This window comes from Brachybacterium sp. GCM10030252 (assembly GCF_042666535.1).
GTDB lineage: Bacteria > Actinomycetota > Actinomycetes > Actinomycetales > Dermabacteraceae > Brachybacterium.
This window is the reverse complement of the sequence record NZ_JBHTDM010000010.1, coordinates 103,772-120,437: the sequence shown is the minus strand read 5'-3', so window position 1 is coordinate 120,437 and position 16,666 is coordinate 103,772. Positions and strand designations below refer to the sequence as shown.

At 72.2% G+C, this 16,666-nt stretch carries 11 protein-coding genes; 7 read left to right on the top strand and 4 right to left on the bottom strand.

The window, feature by feature from the left end:
• The first annotated feature begins 72 nt into the window (after nt 1-72).
• Entirely contained in the window at nt 73-1,896 is a 1,824-nt protein-coding gene (locus ACFQRJ_RS10940) for an ABC transporter transmembrane domain-containing protein (RefSeq protein ID WP_377019111.1), read from the top strand.
• Nucleotides 1,893-3,755, top strand: coding sequence for an ABC transporter ATP-binding protein (locus tag ACFQRJ_RS10935; protein WP_377019110.1), 1,863 nt, complete (start codon nt 1,893-1,895; stop codon nt 3,753-3,755). Before ACFQRJ_RS10940 ends, ACFQRJ_RS10935 begins: the two co-directional genes overlap by 4 nt.
• 38 nt (nt 3,756-3,793) lie before the next feature.
• Here ACFQRJ_RS10935 and ACFQRJ_RS10930 read toward each other — a convergent pair whose 3' ends face one another.
• A complete protein-coding gene (locus ACFQRJ_RS10930) occupies nt 3,794-5,107 on the bottom strand; it encodes a hypothetical protein (RefSeq protein ID WP_377019108.1) in 1,314 nt (437 codons plus the stop codon).
• Between ACFQRJ_RS10930 and ACFQRJ_RS10925 the strand changes: the two genes are divergently transcribed.
• The gene (locus tag ACFQRJ_RS10925) at nt 5,106-6,356 is read left to right on the top strand and encodes a protein kinase (RefSeq protein ID WP_377019107.1); all 1,251 of its coding nucleotides are present in this window, start codon (nt 5,106-5,108) and stop codon (nt 6,354-6,356) included. The two genes, ACFQRJ_RS10930 and ACFQRJ_RS10925, sit on opposite strands and share 2 nt — an antisense overlap.
• 57 nt (nt 6,357-6,413) lie before the next feature.
• Here the strand turns inward: ACFQRJ_RS10925 and ACFQRJ_RS10920 are convergent, their stop codons facing one another.
• On the bottom strand, nt 6,414-7,100 hold the full coding sequence (locus ACFQRJ_RS10920) for a response regulator (RefSeq protein ID WP_377019106.1): 687 nt from the start codon (nt 7,098-7,100) through the stop codon (nt 6,414-6,416).
• 38 nt (nt 7,101-7,138) lie between these two features.
• Between ACFQRJ_RS10920 and ACFQRJ_RS10915 the strand changes: the two genes are divergently transcribed.
• From ACFQRJ_RS10915 to ACFQRJ_RS10905, 3 genes are all read left to right on the top strand, one after another.
• Nucleotides 7,139-8,977, top strand: coding sequence for a sensor histidine kinase (locus ACFQRJ_RS10915; protein WP_377019105.1), 1,839 nt, complete (start codon nt 7,139-7,141; stop codon nt 8,975-8,977).
• 63 nt (nt 8,978-9,040) lie between these two features.
• A complete protein-coding gene (locus tag ACFQRJ_RS10910; RefSeq protein WP_377019104.1) occupies nt 9,041-10,138 on the top strand; it encodes a fatty acid desaturase family protein in 1,098 nt (365 codons plus the stop codon).
• A gap of 121 nt (nt 10,139-10,259) precedes the next feature.
• On the top strand, nt 10,260-10,943 hold the full coding sequence (locus ACFQRJ_RS10905; RefSeq protein ID WP_377019103.1) for a DUF402 domain-containing protein: 684 nt from the start codon (nt 10,260-10,262) through the stop codon (nt 10,941-10,943).
• Between the two features lie 25 nt (nt 10,944-10,968).
• Here ACFQRJ_RS10905 and ACFQRJ_RS10900 read toward each other — a convergent pair whose 3' ends face one another.
• On the bottom strand, nt 10,969-12,735 hold the full coding sequence (locus tag ACFQRJ_RS10900; RefSeq protein WP_377019102.1) for an ATP-binding cassette domain-containing protein: 1,767 nt from the start codon (nt 12,733-12,735) through the stop codon (nt 10,969-10,971).
• Between the two features lie 166 nt (nt 12,736-12,901).
• Between ACFQRJ_RS10900 and pepN the strand changes: the two genes are divergently transcribed.
• Nucleotides 12,902-15,499, top strand: coding sequence for an aminopeptidase N (gene pepN, locus ACFQRJ_RS10895; RefSeq protein ID WP_377019101.1), 2,598 nt, complete (start codon nt 12,902-12,904; stop codon nt 15,497-15,499).
• 23 nt (nt 15,500-15,522) lie between these two features.
• Here pepN and ACFQRJ_RS10890 read toward each other — a convergent pair whose 3' ends face one another.
• Nucleotides 15,523-16,575 (bottom strand): iron-siderophore ABC transporter substrate-binding protein, encoded by a 1,053-nt coding sequence (locus tag ACFQRJ_RS10890; protein ID WP_377019099.1) that lies wholly within the window; start codon nt 16,573-16,575, stop codon nt 15,523-15,525.
• Between the last annotated feature and the right edge of the window lie 91 nt (nt 16,576-16,666).

Sequence of the window (16,666 nt, the reverse complement as noted above, 5' to 3'; positions counted from 1 at the left end):
TCGCCGCGGAAAGTCGCTGCGGAAAAGACGTTGCACCTGCGGCGTCGCCGGGGTTGGATCTATCAGGTGTCCGTGACCTCGTCGACGGCGGAGACCTCCGCCGCAGCTCCCCCTGCCCGCAGCCCTGCCGCCCCGGCCGCACGACGCCCCGGGGTGATGGCCTCGATCCTGCGCAACCATCGCCGGATGCTTGCGAAGGTGCTGCCGCTGGCGACGATCTCCGAGGGCGCCGAGATGCTGCTGCCGATCCTGCTCGGCGTGGTCATCGACCGCGGCATCGTCGGCGGGAACCTGGCCTTCACCCTGCTCGGTGCGCTCGGGATCATCGCGGTGCGCCTGGGCGGGATGCTGCTGTGGATCTACACCTTCCTGGCGAGCCAGAAGGCCTGCATGTACGAGCGCCACCGTCTGCGCGTGGGCCTGACCGGCGCGGTGCTGGACCCGGCCTCCCGGCGGATCCGGCGTCCGGCCGGCGAGGTGCTCTCGATCGCGACGTCCGACGCCGACAAGGCCTCCGACGTGCTCGACCTGCTGCCGTGGGGATTCCCCGCCGGCATGGTGATCCTCGGGGCCACCGTGTGGATGGGATTCCAGGACGTGTGGCTGGGAGCGGCCATGCTGATCGGGATCGTGGTGATGGTGGTCGTGATCCGCGTGATCACCCCGACGCTCTCCCAGCGCTACGACGCCCAGCAGACCCAGGCCGCCGAGGCCGCCGCGACCGCCACCGACCTGGTGCACGGACTGCGGGTGCTGCAGGGCCTGGGCGTGCAGTCCCGGGCCCGCGCCCACTACCGCCGCCGCTCCCGCGTGGCGCTGGAGGCGGCGCTGGTCAACGCCCGCTACTCGGGTCTCTCCTCGGGCCTGACCACGCTGGTCACCGGGGCGATGCTGGCCGCCGTCGTCGTCATCGCCACCGTCCGCGGGCTGCAGGGTGACCTGGGCATCGGCGCCCTGATCGCCGTGGTCGGCGTCGCGCGCCAGGTCATGGGGTCGCTGCAGGGGCTCTCCGGGATGCCGGTGTGGTGGGCGAGCATGTCGACATCCGCCCGTCGTGTCCGTGACCTGTTCGCCGACCTCGGCCGCGAGGTCGACGATCCCGCTCTGACGCTCAGAGCTCTCTCCGTCGGGCGCGATGACCGCGGCGAGGGCACCGCCGCCCGCCGGGAACGGCGCGGCGCGGCCGGCGGTCTGCACATCCGCAACCGGGGCCATGGCCGCAGCCTCGACATCTCCGTGCCCGACGGCACGTTCGTCGCGGTCGCCTGTGCCGACGTGGCCGATGCCGACGCCATCATCGACGCCGTCAGCGGACCGGACGACGGGGACGGCCTCCAGGCGTCCCTGGGCGAGCGGCCGATCGTCCCGGAGCAGCGCGCGAGCCTGCGAGCGGACCTGCTGGTGGAGCCGCACGTGGTGGATCTGTTCGACGGAACGCTGCGCGAGCAGCTGGCCACCCGCGCCCCGGAGACCGCCGCGACCGACGGCAGCGACGACTCCTGGGCGGATGCCGCCCTGCATGCCGCCGGCGCCGAGGACCTGCTGCGGATCCTGCCCGACGGGTACGAGTCGCGCATCCTCGATCGTGGCTCCAACCTCTCCGGCGGCCAGCGCCAGCGCATCGCCCTCGCGCGCGCCGTCGCGGCCGATACCCCCGTCCTCGTGCTGCAGGACCCCACCACCGCGGTCGACGCCGTCACCGAGCAGCACATCGCCGAGGCCCTGGTCGACGCCCGCCGCCGCAGCGACCGGGCGACGCTGGTGCTCGCCCGCTCCCCCGCTCTGCTGCGGGAGGCGGACCGCGTGGTGTACGTGCGCGCCGGGGAGGTGGTCGCCGAGGGCGAGCACCTCGAGCTCATGGACCGTGACGACTACCGGGAGATGGTGCAGCGATGAGCGCGACCACGAGGCGCGGCACGCCGACGCACGACCTCGACTGGACGCGCCCGGTGGACGAGGTGCTGGGCGATGACGCCACTGCCCAGCACCAGCTTGCCGAGCACGCCCAGCTGCTGCCGATCGCGGGCGCCGGCCAGGCGACGCGGTTCATGCTCGGCAGGCTCCGCGAGCACCGCCTGGCCGCGCTGGCCACCGCGGCGGTGACGATCGGCGGCGCCATCGCGGCGGCGATCCTGCCGCGGCTGATCGGCGCGGCGGTCGACGTCGTCGCGGGCGGCGGGGACCCCGCCGCGGCATGGTGGCTCGGCGCGCAGGTCCTCGGCGTCGGCATCATCCAGGCGGTGCTGGCCGCCGCCGGCTGGTCGATGGTCTCGGCGCTCGGACAGCGGATCCTGGCCGGGATGCGCGAGGACGTCATCGACCGCGCTCTGGACCTGCCCGCGCACACCATGGAGCGCTCCGGCATCGGCGACGCCCTCTCCCGGGTCGCCGACGACGTCGACGTGGCCGCGCGTGCCGTGAACAACCTGGTGCCCTCACTGATCCAGATGGGCTTCTACGTGATGGTGACCATGGTCGGCATGGCCACCCTGTCCCCGTGGCTGCTGATCCTGGTGGTGCTGGTGGTGCCGATGTACGCGCTGGCGGCGCTGTGGTATCTGCGGCGCACCGCACCCCTGTACCGCCGCGAGCGGATCGCGATGGGCGCCCGCGCCCAGGGGCTGCTCTCCGCGATCCACGGCATCCCCACGGTGCACGCCTACGTCATCGAGCGCCGCGAGACCCGGCACGTCGCGGTGCTCTCGGAGACCGCCTCGGTGCTGAACATGCGGGTGATGTTCCTGGTCAGCCGCCTGGTGGCCTTCATCGCCATCCCGGAGAACCTGGCCCTGCTGCTGGTGCTCGGGCTCGGATTCGTGATGGTGCACGTGGCCGGAGCGCCGATCGGCGTGGTCACCGCCGCCGGCATCTACCTGGTCAGCCTGTTCTGGCCGATGATGGCGGTCATCTTCAACCTCGACGAAGTGCAGTCCGCCGTCGCGAGCCTGTCGCGCATGGTCGGGGTGATCTCCTCGATCGACCCCGCCGCCTCCCCGGGCGAGGAACGCCCCCAGGACGCCTCGATCCGCCTCGAGCAGGTCTCCCACGCCTACGGCACCGACGACGAGGGCCGGGAGCGGACCGTGCTGCATCCGATCGATCTCGACATCGCCCCGGGTGAGGTGGTCTCCCTGGTGGGAGCCTCCGGGGCGGGCAAGTCGACGCTCGCGGCGATCCTCGCCGGCACCCTGGTCCCCCGCCACGGCACGGTGCTGCACGGCGGCGCCGACCTCGCCCGGGCCGACATCGACGCGGTGCGCAGCCACGCCTCGATCGTCAGCCAGGACGTGCACGTCTTCCGCGGCACGCTCCGGGAGGACCTGCGACTGGCGCGGCCCGGGGCGAGCGACGAGGAGCTGTGGGCGGCGCTGCACCGGGTGGACGCCTGGATCTGGGCGCAGCGCCTTCCCCACGGCCTGGACACCGAGGTCGGGGAGAAGGGTGAGCGCCTCACCGCGGAGCAGGCCCAGCAGCTGGCCCTGGCCCGCATCTCGCTGCAGGACCCCGCCGTGCTGGTGCTCGACGAGGCCACGGCCGACGAAGGCTCCTCGGGCGCCCGGGTGCTGGAACGGGCGGCGCTCGAGGTGGCCCGGGGCCGCACCACGATCATCGTGGCCCACCGCCTGTCCCAGGCGATGGTCGCCGACCGGATCCTGATGATGGCCGACGGCCGGGTGGTAGAGCAGGGCAGCCACGAGGAGCTGGTGGCGCGGGGCGGCGAGTACGCCCGGCTGTGGAGGGCCTGGGCGGGCTGAACGGGGTCGGCGACTGGGTGGTTCGGCGACTGCGCGGTTCAGCGGCGTCGCAGACGCAGCACCAGGATGCCGGCCACGCCGGTCACCAGTGCCGTCACCGTCAGCAGGCCGGCGCCCACGAACATGGCGACGCGTCCGAGGCCGCCGGAGGACCCGAGCAGTCCGTCGCGCTGCGAGGTGGTCTCGCCCAGTTCGAGCACGGTGCCCTCGACGGCGTCGGGCGCGACCTCTCCCTCGACCTCGAGGGTGAGGATCAGCCTCAGCGGCTCCTCCGCGCCGGGTTCCGCGTCGGCCGGAAGCTGCAGCCGCTGGAGCTGGATCGTGTGGGTCCCCGGCAGCCAGGCGGATTGCACCGCGCGCAGCTCCGAGCTGCGATTGCCCAGATCCACCGGGGCGGCCATGCCGCCCCCGGCGATCGGGTCGCCGTCGTAGGCCGCCCAGGAGCCGCCGCCCACCGTCACCTGTTCACGCGCGGCGTTGAAGGCCCGCAGCGCGAGGACGTCCTTGCCGCCGTCGGGCTGTGCGGTGACCTCCGTGCGCCAGCGCAGACGCTGACCCTCGCGGACCTGTGTCGAGACCATTCCGGTCTCCCCGGGAACGAGCTCGACCACGTGGGAGCCGGGCTCGAGCGGGGTGGCAGCGGCGAAGGCCCGCCCCAGCTCGATCGGCTGGTCGTCGACGGGAGAGGCGGGGGACGCGCCGTCGTCCTCGACCTCCTCGTCCACCGCGGGTGCGCCGCCGCCGATCCCGGGCGGCTGGATCGCGACCTGGATCTCCACGGGAAGCGGCTCGTCGGCCGCCCGTGATCCCTGCCGGGCGACCCGCAGGAAGAGCTCCTCGCCGGAGCAGCCGTCGGGACCGACCGCCTCGGAGACGGCCCAGGCCGTCACCGGTCCGTCTCCGGTCATGTCCTCCCCGGCGAAGTCGTCGTCGCTGGTACAGGTATCGCCTCCCGCGGTGCGGAAGCCGATGGCCAGGCCCAGTCCCTCGTCGTCCTCGGGCCGGCCATCCGGGTAGGGCGGCGCCGCGATGGTCGCGGCCGCATGCACGCGCTCGCCGTCCTCGACGGCCACCCGGTAGTACTTCTCGGTGCCCTCCTCGGAGGTGCTCTCGGCGCCGCGCTCGAAGGAATCGCGATGGATCCCGGGAGCCACCGTCGTGGCCTGGGCGAGGGAGGCCCCTCCCTGGACGTCCTGCCCGTCGGCCGTATAGGCGTGCTCCGGCGGGGTCGGCTCGTCCGAGGGATCGGCGAGCGCGGCCGGCGCCGCACCGAGCAGCACGAGCGCCATGGCCAGTGCCACGATCAGCGCCGCCGGGGCCGGGGCGGACGCTCGCGGGGAGTGCTCTAGCATGACCACCATCATGTCCGATGTCATCGCAGGCCGCATCGAGCTGCTCGATCCTCTCGCCCGCGGCGCCTCCGGGTCGCTGTGGCGCGCCATCGACCGCCGCTACGGGGCGATCTGCGCAGCGAAGGTCATGCGCCAGCGGGACGGCGCCGAGGTGCTGCGCTTCGTGCGCGAGCAGACCGTCGGCACCGCCCAGGGCCTCGGCAAGCATCCCCACCTGCTCCCGCCCTACACGTGGGTCGCCGAGGACGACACCGTCGTGCTGGTGATGCCCCTGGTCCACGGCGGCACCCTCGCCGGGGCGCTGGCCGACCACGGCGCTCTGGCCCCTTCGCTGGTCGCGCACCTGATGCGGCAGCTGCTCGACGCCCTCGCGGCGATGCACGACTCCTCATGGGTCCATCGGGACGTGAAACCCGCGAACCTGCTGCTGGACCGCACGGGGGATGCGGCACCGCACCTTCTCCTGGCCGACTTCGGTATCGCGCTGCACGAGTCGGACGTGCGGCTGACGGAGACGGGACTCGTGCACGGCACCCCGGGATTCATGGCACCCGAAGTGCTCACGGGCGAGGCGAGCTCAGCGGCGCAGGACGTCTGGGCGGCAGCGGCCTGCGCCCTGGAGGCCCTCGACCCGTTGCCGCCCCGGCAGCGGGTCGACGTGGCATCCCTTCCGGACCGAGCCGCCCGCGCCCTCGCCGGCAGCGCCGATCCTGCGGCCGGGCCGCTGGGGGAGCTGCTGTGCGCCATGCTCGACGCGGACCCCACCCGGCGCCCGGCGGCCGTGCAGGCCCGGGACGCCATCGTCCCGCCGTCCGCTCCCCCCGCGCAGTGGTCCCGCACGGCCACCGGCGAGCGCTTCGTGGTCGCCGATCAGGTCGAGGCCGGCCACCTCCCCGAGGTGCCGCTGGATGGCCCGGAGAGCCTCGCCGGGCTGGCCCCCGGGCTGCACGAACGGATCACGGCGCGGTCCGCCCCGAACCCGACTCTCTCCTCCGACCCGAGCCCGAGCCCGAGCCCGCGAGCGCGGCACGACTCCACCGAGGAGCTCATGCACGATCCGACGCGGCGCAATCCCCAGTCATACCTGCCACCGCATCCGGTGCAGGCTGCGCCGTCCGGGCCCGCGACCGCGCAGCCGCCTTCCCCGGCGGCTCGGCGCTCCGGCGCCTGGATCGGCGTGCTCCTGCTGGTGGTCGCCGCGCTGTGCCTCGCGGGTGCGGCTGCCCTGGTCGCGGCCGCCCTGATGTGACAGGTGCCGCGGTTCGGCGCGGTTCCCGGCCACTCCCGGACGGTCGCTCCCGGACGGTCACTCGCCCGCGCGGACCAGCCCGGCCTCGTAGGCGGCGACCACCAGCTGGGTGCGGTCGCGCAGGCTCAGCTTGCCCAGCATCCGGGAGACATGGGTCTTGACGGTCTGCTCGGCCATGTACAGCTCGTCGGCGATCTCGCGATTCGATCGTCCCCGGGCCACCAGCCGCAGCACGTCCAGCTCCCGCTCGGTCAGGGCCGCCAGGCTCACGTCCGGGCGCGCGGACTGCTCCGGTCGGGAGACGAAGTCCGCGATCAGCGTGCGCGTCACGCGCGGTGCCAGCAGTGCCTCACCGGCGGCGACCACCCGCACCGCGTGGACGAGCTCATCGGGTGTGGAATCCTTGTGCAGGAATCCGCTCGCTCCCGCCCGCAGGGCGGCGAACACGTACTCGTCGGCATCGAAGGTGGTCAGCATGATGATCTTCGGTGGCGTGCCGGGCATCTCGAGCACCGCCCGGGTCGCGTCCAGCCCGCCCACGTTGGGCATGCGGATGTCCATGAGCACCACGTGGGGCCGGACCTCCTCGACCATGCCGGTGATGCCGGCGCCGTCCGCCGCGGTGCCGACGACCTCGATCCCCTCCTGGGCGTTCAGCAGGGCCTCGAAGCCACCGCGGATCATCGACTGGTCGTCGACGATCAGCACACGGATCGCGGAGGCCGGCTCGGCGGGGTCGGTCATGCGGTCACCGTATCCCAGCTTCCCGGGAGGAGCGCCCCATGCTGCTGGTCCCTGACCGCCGCGCATTGGGCCGCCTCGGCCATGACCTGGCCCTGGTCCTGCCGGGCCTGCCGCTGACCCTGGTCGCCGTGGCCATGCTGACCCCGCTGATGGCCGTCTCCTCGGTCCTGGCGATCGTCTGGGTGGGCGTGCTGCTGTTCCCGGTGACGCTCACCCTCGCCTCGGTCTGCGCGAGTCTGGACCGCTGGCGGCTCGCCCTCTGGGGAGTCGACGTCACTCCCCCGCGCTACCGCCCCCGCGGACGGGGCGTCGCCGGGGTGCTCCGTCTGATCACCGACTCCCGTCGCTGGCTCGACCTCGCCTTCGAGGCACTGATCGCGCTGCCGGTGCGCGTATTGACGGTGGGGACCACGGTGCTCTGGGCGGTCGGTGCGGTGGCGGGCCTCACCTCGTGGGCGTGGGGACGGCTCCTGCCGCCCGGCAGCGGCGACGTCCCCGGCCAGGACCTGCCCGGCGGGTGGGCGGTGGCCCTGGTCGTCGGCCTCCTGCTCGCTCTGACGTTCCCCGCCATCGTCCATGCCCTGGCACTGCTGGACGTCGCGGTCACTGCCGCCCTGCTGGGTGGTGCCGTGCCGGGGGCCCGTCGCAGCGGAGAGGCCCCGGCGACGGTCGGATCGGATGCCGACGAACGGCTGCGGGAGAACGCCTGGACCCGCATGACCATCGCCTTCATCGGCTTCGTCCTGGTCGTCGTGGGCTGGCCCGTGACCGCCACCCTCTACCACGTCCATCCGGCCCTGGCGATGGTCGTGACCGTGGCCCACAGCGTCGCTGCCCTGCTGGCGGTGCGCTGGAACTGGGCGGGCCTGTCCCTGGGGGTCCTCGCCGCGCTGGCCACGATCCTGATCACCGCCGGCGAGCAGACGCTGGCCCCCTGGCCGTGGCCCGTGACCGCGCTGCTGGCACACTGCCTCGTCCTCGCCGTGCTGGCGGTCTTCCACCGCTGGTTCTGGGCGGTCTCTGCCTGGTCCGCCGGGGCCGCACTGACCCTCGGGGCACTGCTGGAGACCGATCCGGCCTCGATGCCGAGCGGGACGCTGCGCGGGGTGATGACCAACGGCGTGGTGCTGGTGGCCATCAGCGGCGGCGTGGTGCTGCTCGGGCTGACCGTGCGCCAGTGGGTGCTGATCAGCGGCCGCGTCGAGCAGGCCCAGACCGTCAGCGCCGAGGAGGTCCGGCGCCGGTTCGAGCTGGAGGAGCGCAGCCGCATCGCCCGCGAGCTCCACGACGTCGTCGCCCATTCGATGTCGGTGATCACCGTGCAGGCCGGCACCGCGAAGTTCCGACTCACGGGCCTGGATGCGCAGGCCGAGCAGGAGTTCGAGGACATCGCCGCCTCCTCCCGGCAGGCACTCGGTGAGATGCGCTCACTGCTGGCGACCCTGCGCACCGACGACTCCCTCGACGAGGTCCCCATGCCGGGCCTGGCGGACATCGAGCAGCTGGCCGAGGCCAGCCGCGCCTCCGGGGCCGCGATCGACGTCGACCTCGATGACATCGACGAGACGGAGGTTCCGCCCACGGTGGGGCTGACGGCCTACCGCGTCGTGCAGGAGGCCCTGAGCAATGCGCTGCGCCATGCGCGCGGCGCCGCGATCCAGGTGCGGGTAGTGGCCACCGGCGCCTCCCTGGACGTCGAGGTCTCCAACCGCGCCGCCGACGCCGGGCACGAGCCCATCCCCGGCTCCGGACTGGGCCTGGCGGGCACCCGGGAACGCGTCACCGCCCTCGGCGGCACCGTCGAGGCGGGCCCCAACGCCGACGGCGGGTTCACCGTGGTGGCCAGGATCCCCATCGCCGATCCCCTACCCCGGTAGGGGGTCGAGGTTCGCTCCCCGGAGGGACGCGGAACCGACCTGGCGACCTCTAGCGTCGAGGGCATGACGACCACCGCCGCACCGCGCCCCACCGGCGCGCGGTCCACACCGCCCAACCGCGACTACTTCGAGCTCTCCGAGCGCGCCAAGGCCGCCGGGCTCATGGGCCGACGGGTGGGCACCTACATGGTGCGCACCGCCGGTCTTGCTCTCGCGTTCCTCGGTGCCACCGCCGCGATGTTCGCCCTCGGCTCCTCGCCGTGGCAGCTGGCCATCGGCGGCGTGTTCGGGATCCTGTTCACCCAGGCCGCGTTCCTCGCCCACGACAGCGCCCATCAGCAGGTGTTCGCCTCGGGCCGCCGCAACGAGTGGTTCTCACGGATCGTGGGCAACCTTGTGGTGGGGCTGAGCCTCGCCTGGTGGACCCGCAAGCACAACAAGCACCACGCCCATCCCAACACCATCGGCAAGGACGGCGACATCGCCGGCGGCGTGCTGGTGTTCGTCCCCGGTGACGAGAAGGGGCGCACCGGCTTCATGGGCTGGCTCGCCAAGCGCCAGGGCTGGGCCTTCATCCCGATGCTGAGCCTGTTCGCCTTCGTGCTGCACTTCGAGGCCATCTCCTCGGTGGTGAAGAACAAGAAGATGAAGCACCGCGTCGCCGAGGGCCTGCTGGTCGCCATCCGTCTGATCGGATTCCCCGCCCTCGCCGTCGCCGCGATGGGCCCGCTGTGGGCGCTCGCCTTCCTCGGCGTCCAGTTCGCCGTGTTCGGCATCTACATGGGCGGCTCGTTCGCCCCCAACCACAAGGGCATGGCACTGCTGCCGGAGGACCTCGAGGTCGACTACCTCCGGCGCCAGGTGCTCACCTCGCGCAACATCACCGGTGGCCGGCCCATGGACTGGGCGATGGGCGGCCTGAACCTCCAGGTCGAGCACCACCTGTTCCCGCGGATGCCCAGCTCGAACCTGCGCAAGGTGCGCCCGCTGGTCAAGGAGTTCTGCGCCGAGAAGAACATCCCCTACACCGAGACGGACCTCGTGACGTCCTACGGGATCATCATCCGGTACCTCAACCGGGTGGGACTGGGCTACGCCGACCCGATGGACTGCCCGATCGTCTCCCAGCTGCGCACCGGCGCCCCCGTGCGGGCCGCCTGAGCCCTGACGCCCCGGCGCGCCGCCCACCGGGCCGGGGGCGAGGCGGTATGGTCGCCCCATACGCCTACCCCTTCACGGGCAGCGCAGCCCCGGCTCGGTGGCCGGACGGTACGGGGCGTCCGTGGAGGCCGATCCGGCCGGGATCACCACCATGTCTTGCACCCCGCGCTGGTCGCCCGGCGACCAGGTGACCTGGACCTACTACACCCCACAGCACCCGACCCGCACCGTCCGCCCCGGCACCGTCGTGCTGGACGACGACCGCGGCATCGTGGTCTGGATCGCGCCCGGCACCGAAGTGCTGCTGCCGGTCCTCGAATCCGGGGCGGCGCTGCGCCGCGCCGGGGACGAGGGCATGTTCACCGCCCCGCGCCTGCAGTCCAAGCAGCTGTGGACCGGCAACGGCATCCTCATGATCGGGCTGCCCGAGAAGCCGTACTCGGTGTGGCTGTTCTACAAGGACGACGGCTCGCTGGGCTGCTACTACGTCAACCTCGAGACCCCGTACGAGCGCACCGACGAGGGTGTGCGCACCCGGGATCTGGTGCTGGACCTGGTGGTGCTGCCGCGCCGCGACTGGCACTACAAGGACGAGGACGAGCTCGAGGGCGCCGAGCGCACCGGATACTTCACTCCCGAGGAGGTCGAGGAGATCCGGGCGGCCGGCCGTGAGGCCGAGCAGCACATCGCCGAGTGGACCTACCCGTTCTCCGCCGGGTACGAGTACTTCTTCCCGGACCCGTCGTGGCCCCTGCCGACGCTGCCGGAGCACTACACCTGGGATCTGGACCTGACGCAGCGGTGAGGGGTCGTGCGCTCAGCGCGGACGCTCAGCCCAGCTGCTGCGCGAAGATCTCGGAGAAGCGGGTTCCCGGAGCGGCAAGCTGCTCGAAGCTGCCGGACTCGAGCACGCGCCCGTGGTCCAGCAGGTAGATGCGATCCATCCCGCGCAGGGTCCAGGCCCGATGGGAGACGACGATCGTGATCCGGCCGGCGGCGCTCTCCCGCAGCTGGGCGAAGACCTCCTGCTCGGCCTCGGCGTCGATCGCCGACGTCGGCTCGTCGAGGATCCTGACCCCGGCATCGCGCACGTGGATGCGCGCCAGGGCGATCCTCTGCCACTGCCCGCCAGAGAGGCCCACCCCGTCGAACTGGGGCCCGAGCATCGTGTCCAGCCCGCGGGGCAGACGCTCGACCAGTGAGCGCGCGCGGGCCGCCTCGAGCGCCTGCCGGATCTCCTCGTCCTCCACGTCCCGGCGCGGGGTGCCGAGTGCCACGGCCTCGCGCACGGTCATCTCGTAACGACCGAACTCCTGGGTCACCAGAGCGAAGCGCGAGAACCTCTCCGGCAGGCTCAGCTGCGAGGCATCGGCCCCGTCGAGCTGCACGAGGCCGCCGTCGAGCTCGACGATGCCCAGCAGAGCGCCTACGAGCGTGGTCTTCCCGGCGCCGTTGACGCCGACCAGCGCGATCATCTCGCCCGCCTCCGCGTGGAGGCTCGCGTCGCGCAGCGCGGGAGTCGACGCGCCGGGATACGTGACGGTCCCCTCGCGGACATCGAGTCGCCGGATGCCGGGGGCACGACCGCCCTGCTCCCGCTCACCGGCAAGGTTCTCCTGCTCCCGGAAGCGGGCGACCTTCGGGGCGACGGAGATGACGTCGCCGAAGGCGAAGCCTGCTCCGCGGGTCGCCTGGAGGCCGGCGATCACGCCCAGCACCCCGGCGCTCAGGCCCGCGGTTCCGCCGCCCTCGGCGAGCACTGCGATCAGGGCCCCACCGAGCAGGCCCGCGGTGAGGGCTCCGCCGATCAGGTCACCGCGCATCAGCCGGGCATAGATCTGGTCATTGTGCGCGGTGAACCGGGCATGGGCCGCGGCCGCGGCGTCGGCGACCTTCGGCCCCGACCCCAGCGTCGCGAGCTCCGTGGCGGTCCGAGCGCCGACCAGCTGCTCGAGCAGATAGCGGAATCGTGCTCCATGCTTCGCGCCGACCTCGAACTGTGCGTCCTGCACTCCCGCGGACCATGCGAAGTTCACGAGGCTCGGAATCAGTGCCAGCACCACCAGCACCGCCGCGAGCGGGGAGAACGGCCAGATCGCCGCCCCGAGGGCCGCCGCCGCGAGCAAGGAGGCGACGGCGCTGATCACGGAGCCGGGAGCCCGAGAGAGCTCGAACGTGCTGGTGCGACACCCGTCGAGCAGAGCGTGGATCCGGGGATCGGCGATCTGGCGCGGATCGAGCCGGGCCGCGGTGCGGGCCAGCCGCGTGTTGAGCTCCCGCATCAGACGGAGACTCGCGCGCTGGCCCATGAGGTTCTCCGCGCTGGAGACGATCTGTGCGAGTCCCACCAGCACCGTCAGCAGGAGGACGGGGACGAGCGCAGAGCGCCACGACCCTGCGTCCGCTGTCTCCACCAGCCAGGCGACGGCACGGACCTGCGCGGCGGGGACCAGGGCGAGCAGGAGAGAGGTCGCGGCGGTCAGGGCGAGCCAGCGGGGGCTGCGGCGGGCGGCTTCGGCAAGACTCCACCCCGCGCCGGCGAGGATCGTCCGGAGTCCGACGGCACGCGGTTCGGCGTCCGTCCTCTCCCTCGACATGTCGCGGACCTTACCCGCGATTCGGCACGACGGGCCCGTGATTTAGTGTGCCGGTGCCGAACGTGGGCGGGTACGCGCCAGGCATCGTGCCGCGGTTGCTCAGCCGAGATGCTCTCGAGACCTCGTTCCCCCAAGCGGTGCGCGCGCCGGTGGCAGGATGGAGAGCATGTCAACCGAGAACCTCACGCGCGACGAGGCCCGCGGCCGCGCCTCGTTCCTCAGCACCGATTCCTACGAGATCCGCCTGGATCTGACCACCGGCCCGGAGACCTTCCGCACCGAGACCACCATCCGCTTCTCCTCCGCCGAGGCCCGCGAGACCTTCGTCGACCTGATCGCGAAGGAGGTCCACGAGATCGAGCTCAACGGCGAGCTGCTCGAGGATCCCGGCTCCCGCTTCGACGGTGCCCGCGTCCGCCTGCCCGCCCTGGCCGAGGGCGAGAACGTCGTGCGCATCCTCGCCGACGGGAACTACATGAACACCGGCGAGGGCCTGCACCGCTTCGTGGACCCGGTCGACGACGAGGTCTACCTGTACACCCAGTTCGAGGTCTCCGACGCTCGCCGCATGTTCGCCTGCTTCGAGCAGCCGGATCTCAAGGCCACCTTCCGTCTGACCGTGACCGCTCCGGATCACTGGCGGGTCATCTCCAACGCACCCAGCCCGCAGCCGGCCCCGCTCGAGGGCCGCGACGGGGCCGCCACGTGGAGCTTCGAGCCCACCGAGCGGATCTCCACCTACCTGGTCGCGCTCATCGCCGGCAACTACCAGGGCGGCACCGGCGAGATCACCTCGCGCGACGGCCGCATCGTGCCGATGGGCGTGTTCGCCCGCGCCTCGCTGGCCGAGCACCTGGACGCCCAGAACGTCATCGACGTGACCAAGGCGGGCATCGACTTCTACGAGGAGGCCTTCGATCAGGACTTCCCGTTCCCCAAGTACGACCAGGTCTTCGTGCCGGAGTACAACATGGGCGCGATGGAGAACCCCGGGGCCATCACCTACGTCGAGACCTACGTGTTCCGCTCCGAGGTCTCCGACGCGATCCGCGAGCGGCGCGACCTCACCATCCTCCACGAGCTCGCCCACATGTGGTTCGGCGACCTGGTGACGATGCGCTGGTGGGACGACCTGTGGCTGAACGAGTCCTTCGCCGAGTACGCCTCCACGCTGGCCAGCGCCGAGGTCACCCGCTGGGCCGACGCCTGGACCACCTTCGCCGTCTCCGAGAAGGCCTGGGCCTACCAGCAGGACCAGCTGCCCTCGACCCACCCGATCGTCGCCGACATGGTCGACTTCGACGCCGTGGAGACCAACTTCGACGGCATCACCTATGCCAAGGGCGCCTCGGTGCTGCGCCAGCTGGTCGCCTACGTCGGCCGTGACGCCTTCTTCGCCGGAGTGCGCGCCTACTTCGCCAAGCACGCCTGGGCCAATACGGAGCTGACGGACCTCCTGGTCGAGCTCGAGGCCACCAGCGGCCGCGACCTGAGCTCCTGGGCGCAGCTGTGGCTGCAGACCGCCGGCGTGAACACGCTGCGGCCACTTATCGAGCGGGACGCGGGCAGCTCAGAGCGGGACGCGGGCAGCTCAGAGCGGGACGACAGCGGCGTGGTGACACGCTTCGCCATCGCCCAGAGCGCTCCGGAGGAGCACCGCACCGTGCGCCCCCACCGTCTGCGCGTGGCGGGCTTCTCGCTCCAGGACGGCGCGCTCGTGCGCACCGACGAGGTGGAGCTGGACGTGGACGGTGAGCTGACCGAGGTGCCGGAGCTGACGGGCAGACGCGCCGATCTGTGGCTGCTCAACGACGGCGACCTCGCCTATGCCAAGGTCCGCCTCGACGACGCCTCGCTCGCGGTCGCGATGGACAACCTCCGCACACTCGACGACTCGCTGGCCCGCACGCTGCTGTGGTCGGCCGCGTGGGACATGGTGCGTGACGGCGAGCTGCCCAGCGGCCGCTATCAGCAGCTGGTGCTGGCCAACATCACCGGTGAGGCATCCTCGTCGGTGGTGCGGACCCTGCTGCAGCAGCTCGAGGCCGTGGCCGGGCCCTACGCCGCCCCGGCCCGACGCGCGGAGCGGACCGCCGCCGCGGCCAGCGCCCTGTGGGAGCTGGCCCGGGCCGCCGAGGCCGGCAGCGACGCCCAGCTGCAGTTCGTGGAGTCGTTCGCGCGACTGGCCCGGACCGAGGAGCACCGCACGATCCTCGAGTCCCTGCTGGAGGGCAGCGTGGAGCTGCCCGGCCGCACGATCGACACCGACCTGCGCTGGAAGCTGGTGATCGCCCTGGCCGTCCTCGGCGGCATCGACGAGGCCGGGATCGACCGCGAGCTCGCCTCGGACGACACGCAGTCCGGCCGCAAGAGCGCCCTGACCGCGAAGGCCGCGCTGCCGACCGCGGAGGCCAAGGCGGAGGCATGGCGTCTCACCGTCGAGCAGGACACGCTGGCCAATGAGTCGATCACCGCGGTGATCCAGGGCTTCTCCCGCGTGAGCGACGAATCGCTGATCGCGCCGTACCGGGACCGCTACTTCTCGATGATCGAGAAGGTGTGGGAACGTCGCTCGACGGAGATCGCCAACCGCATCGTGCGGGGCTACTTCCCGTCCTCCTACGGCGGCCAGAGCGTGCTGGATGACGCCGACGCGTGGCTCGCCGACGCCGAGGAGGCCGCCTTCGGACTGCGTCGCATCATCGTCGAGGGACGGGACACCGTGGCCCGGCAGGAGCGGGTGCGCGCCGCCGACATCGAGTGAGGGCGGCCGAGGAGGCGCTCGGCTCAGGCGCCGAGCGCCTCCTCGATCTGGGGAACCATCTCCTCGAGGGCGTACTGCATCGACAGCACCGAGCCCAGCGAGTAGGCCGAGGCCAGGTCGCCGTCGATGACCAGGGCGCGTCCGTCGGCGACCGCCGGGATCTGCTGCCACTGCGGGTCCTCGGAGATCTCCGTGGTCTCGATGTAGATCGGGAAGGCGACGACCAGGTCCGCATCGAGCAGATCGAGCTGCTCGGAGGAGATGTCGGCCGAGAAGCCGGAGGCGCCCGCCTCCAGCTCGGCCACGGACGTGGCCAGTACGAAGCCGAGATTCTCGAGGAACTCCACTCGCTCGGTGCCGTCGATGTAGGCGCCCCAGCCCTCGGAGGTGCGGGTCGCCGCCGAGACGCTGCGCCCCTCCCACTCGGGGTGGTCGGCGGCGGCCTGCTCGAACTGGGCGTCGAGCTCGCTCTGGAGCCGCTCACCCTCGTCGGGCAGGCCCAGCGCCTGGGCGATCATCTGCAGCTGCTGCTCGGTGGTAGTGAGGTAGTTGTCGCCCCCGTCGGGCACGCCGACGGTGGTGGTGATCTGGCTCAGCCGGTCGTAGCGCTCCTGGTCCCCGGAGCTCTTCACGTCCAGGATGAGATCGGGTTCCAGCGCCGCGATCGCCTCGAAGGACGGCTCCAGGGTCTCGATGAGCGTCGGCGCCTGGTCGTACATCCCCTCGGCCCAGGGGCCGACGCCCTCCCCGCCGAAGGCCAGCCAGTCGGAGGCGCCGACGGGCTGGATGCCCAGGGCGAGCGCGGTCTCGGCATCACCCCAGCCCAGGGCGACGACGCGCTGGGGCGGGGCCTCGACGGTGACGGGGCCGAACTTGGTGGCGATCTCGGTGGGGAAAGCGCCTCCGCCGCCGTCGGACGCACCGGAGCCGGACCCCTCGCCCCCGCCCGAGTCGCTGCAGGCGGCCAGTGCGAGCCCGGTGCCTCCCGCGAGGACGGCCAGCAGGCCCCGGCGGGAGAGCCGTGGGCGCTGTGAGATCTGGCGGGACAGAGGGGTCTGAGAGAGCTGAGGGATCATGGTGGCTGCTCCGTGGGTGTGAAGGTGGTCCGGCACGAACCGTCGCTAAGGCTACCCTTACCTCAGCATGAGCCGACAAGCCCCCGACGTC

What these genes read in the sequence shown, in the direction of transcription:
- ACFQRJ_RS10935 (WP_377019110.1), top strand. Translation starts at nt 1,893, where the DNA reads ATGAGCGCGACCACGAGGCGCGGCACGCCGACGCACGACCTCGACTGG.
- ACFQRJ_RS10925 (WP_377019107.1), top strand. Translation starts at nt 5,106, where the DNA reads ATGACCACCATCATGTCCGATGTCATCGCAGGCCGCATCGAGCTGCTC.
- ACFQRJ_RS10930 (WP_377019108.1), bottom strand. Translation starts at nt 5,107, where the DNA reads ATGCTAGAGCACTCCCCGCGAGCGTCCGCCCCGGCCCCGGCGGCGCTG.
- ACFQRJ_RS10920 (WP_377019106.1), bottom strand. Translation starts at nt 7,100, where the DNA reads ATGACCGACCCCGCCGAGCCGGCCTCCGCGATCCGTGTGCTGATCGTC.
- ACFQRJ_RS10915 (WP_377019105.1), top strand. Translation starts at nt 7,139, where the DNA reads ATGCTGCTGGTCCCTGACCGCCGCGCATTGGGCCGCCTCGGCCATGAC.
- ACFQRJ_RS10910 (WP_377019104.1), top strand. Translation starts at nt 9,041, where the DNA reads ATGACGACCACCGCCGCACCGCGCCCCACCGGCGCGCGGTCCACACCG.
- ACFQRJ_RS10900 (WP_377019102.1), bottom strand. Translation starts at nt 12,735, where the DNA reads ATGTCGAGGGAGAGGACGGACGCCGAACCGCGTGCCGTCGGACTCCGG.
- pepN (WP_377019101.1), top strand. Translation starts at nt 12,902, where the DNA reads ATGTCAACCGAGAACCTCACGCGCGACGAGGCCCGCGGCCGCGCCTCG.
- ACFQRJ_RS10890 (WP_377019099.1), bottom strand. Translation starts at nt 16,575, where the DNA reads ATGATCCCTCAGCTCTCTCAGACCCCTCTGTCCCGCCAGATCTCACAG.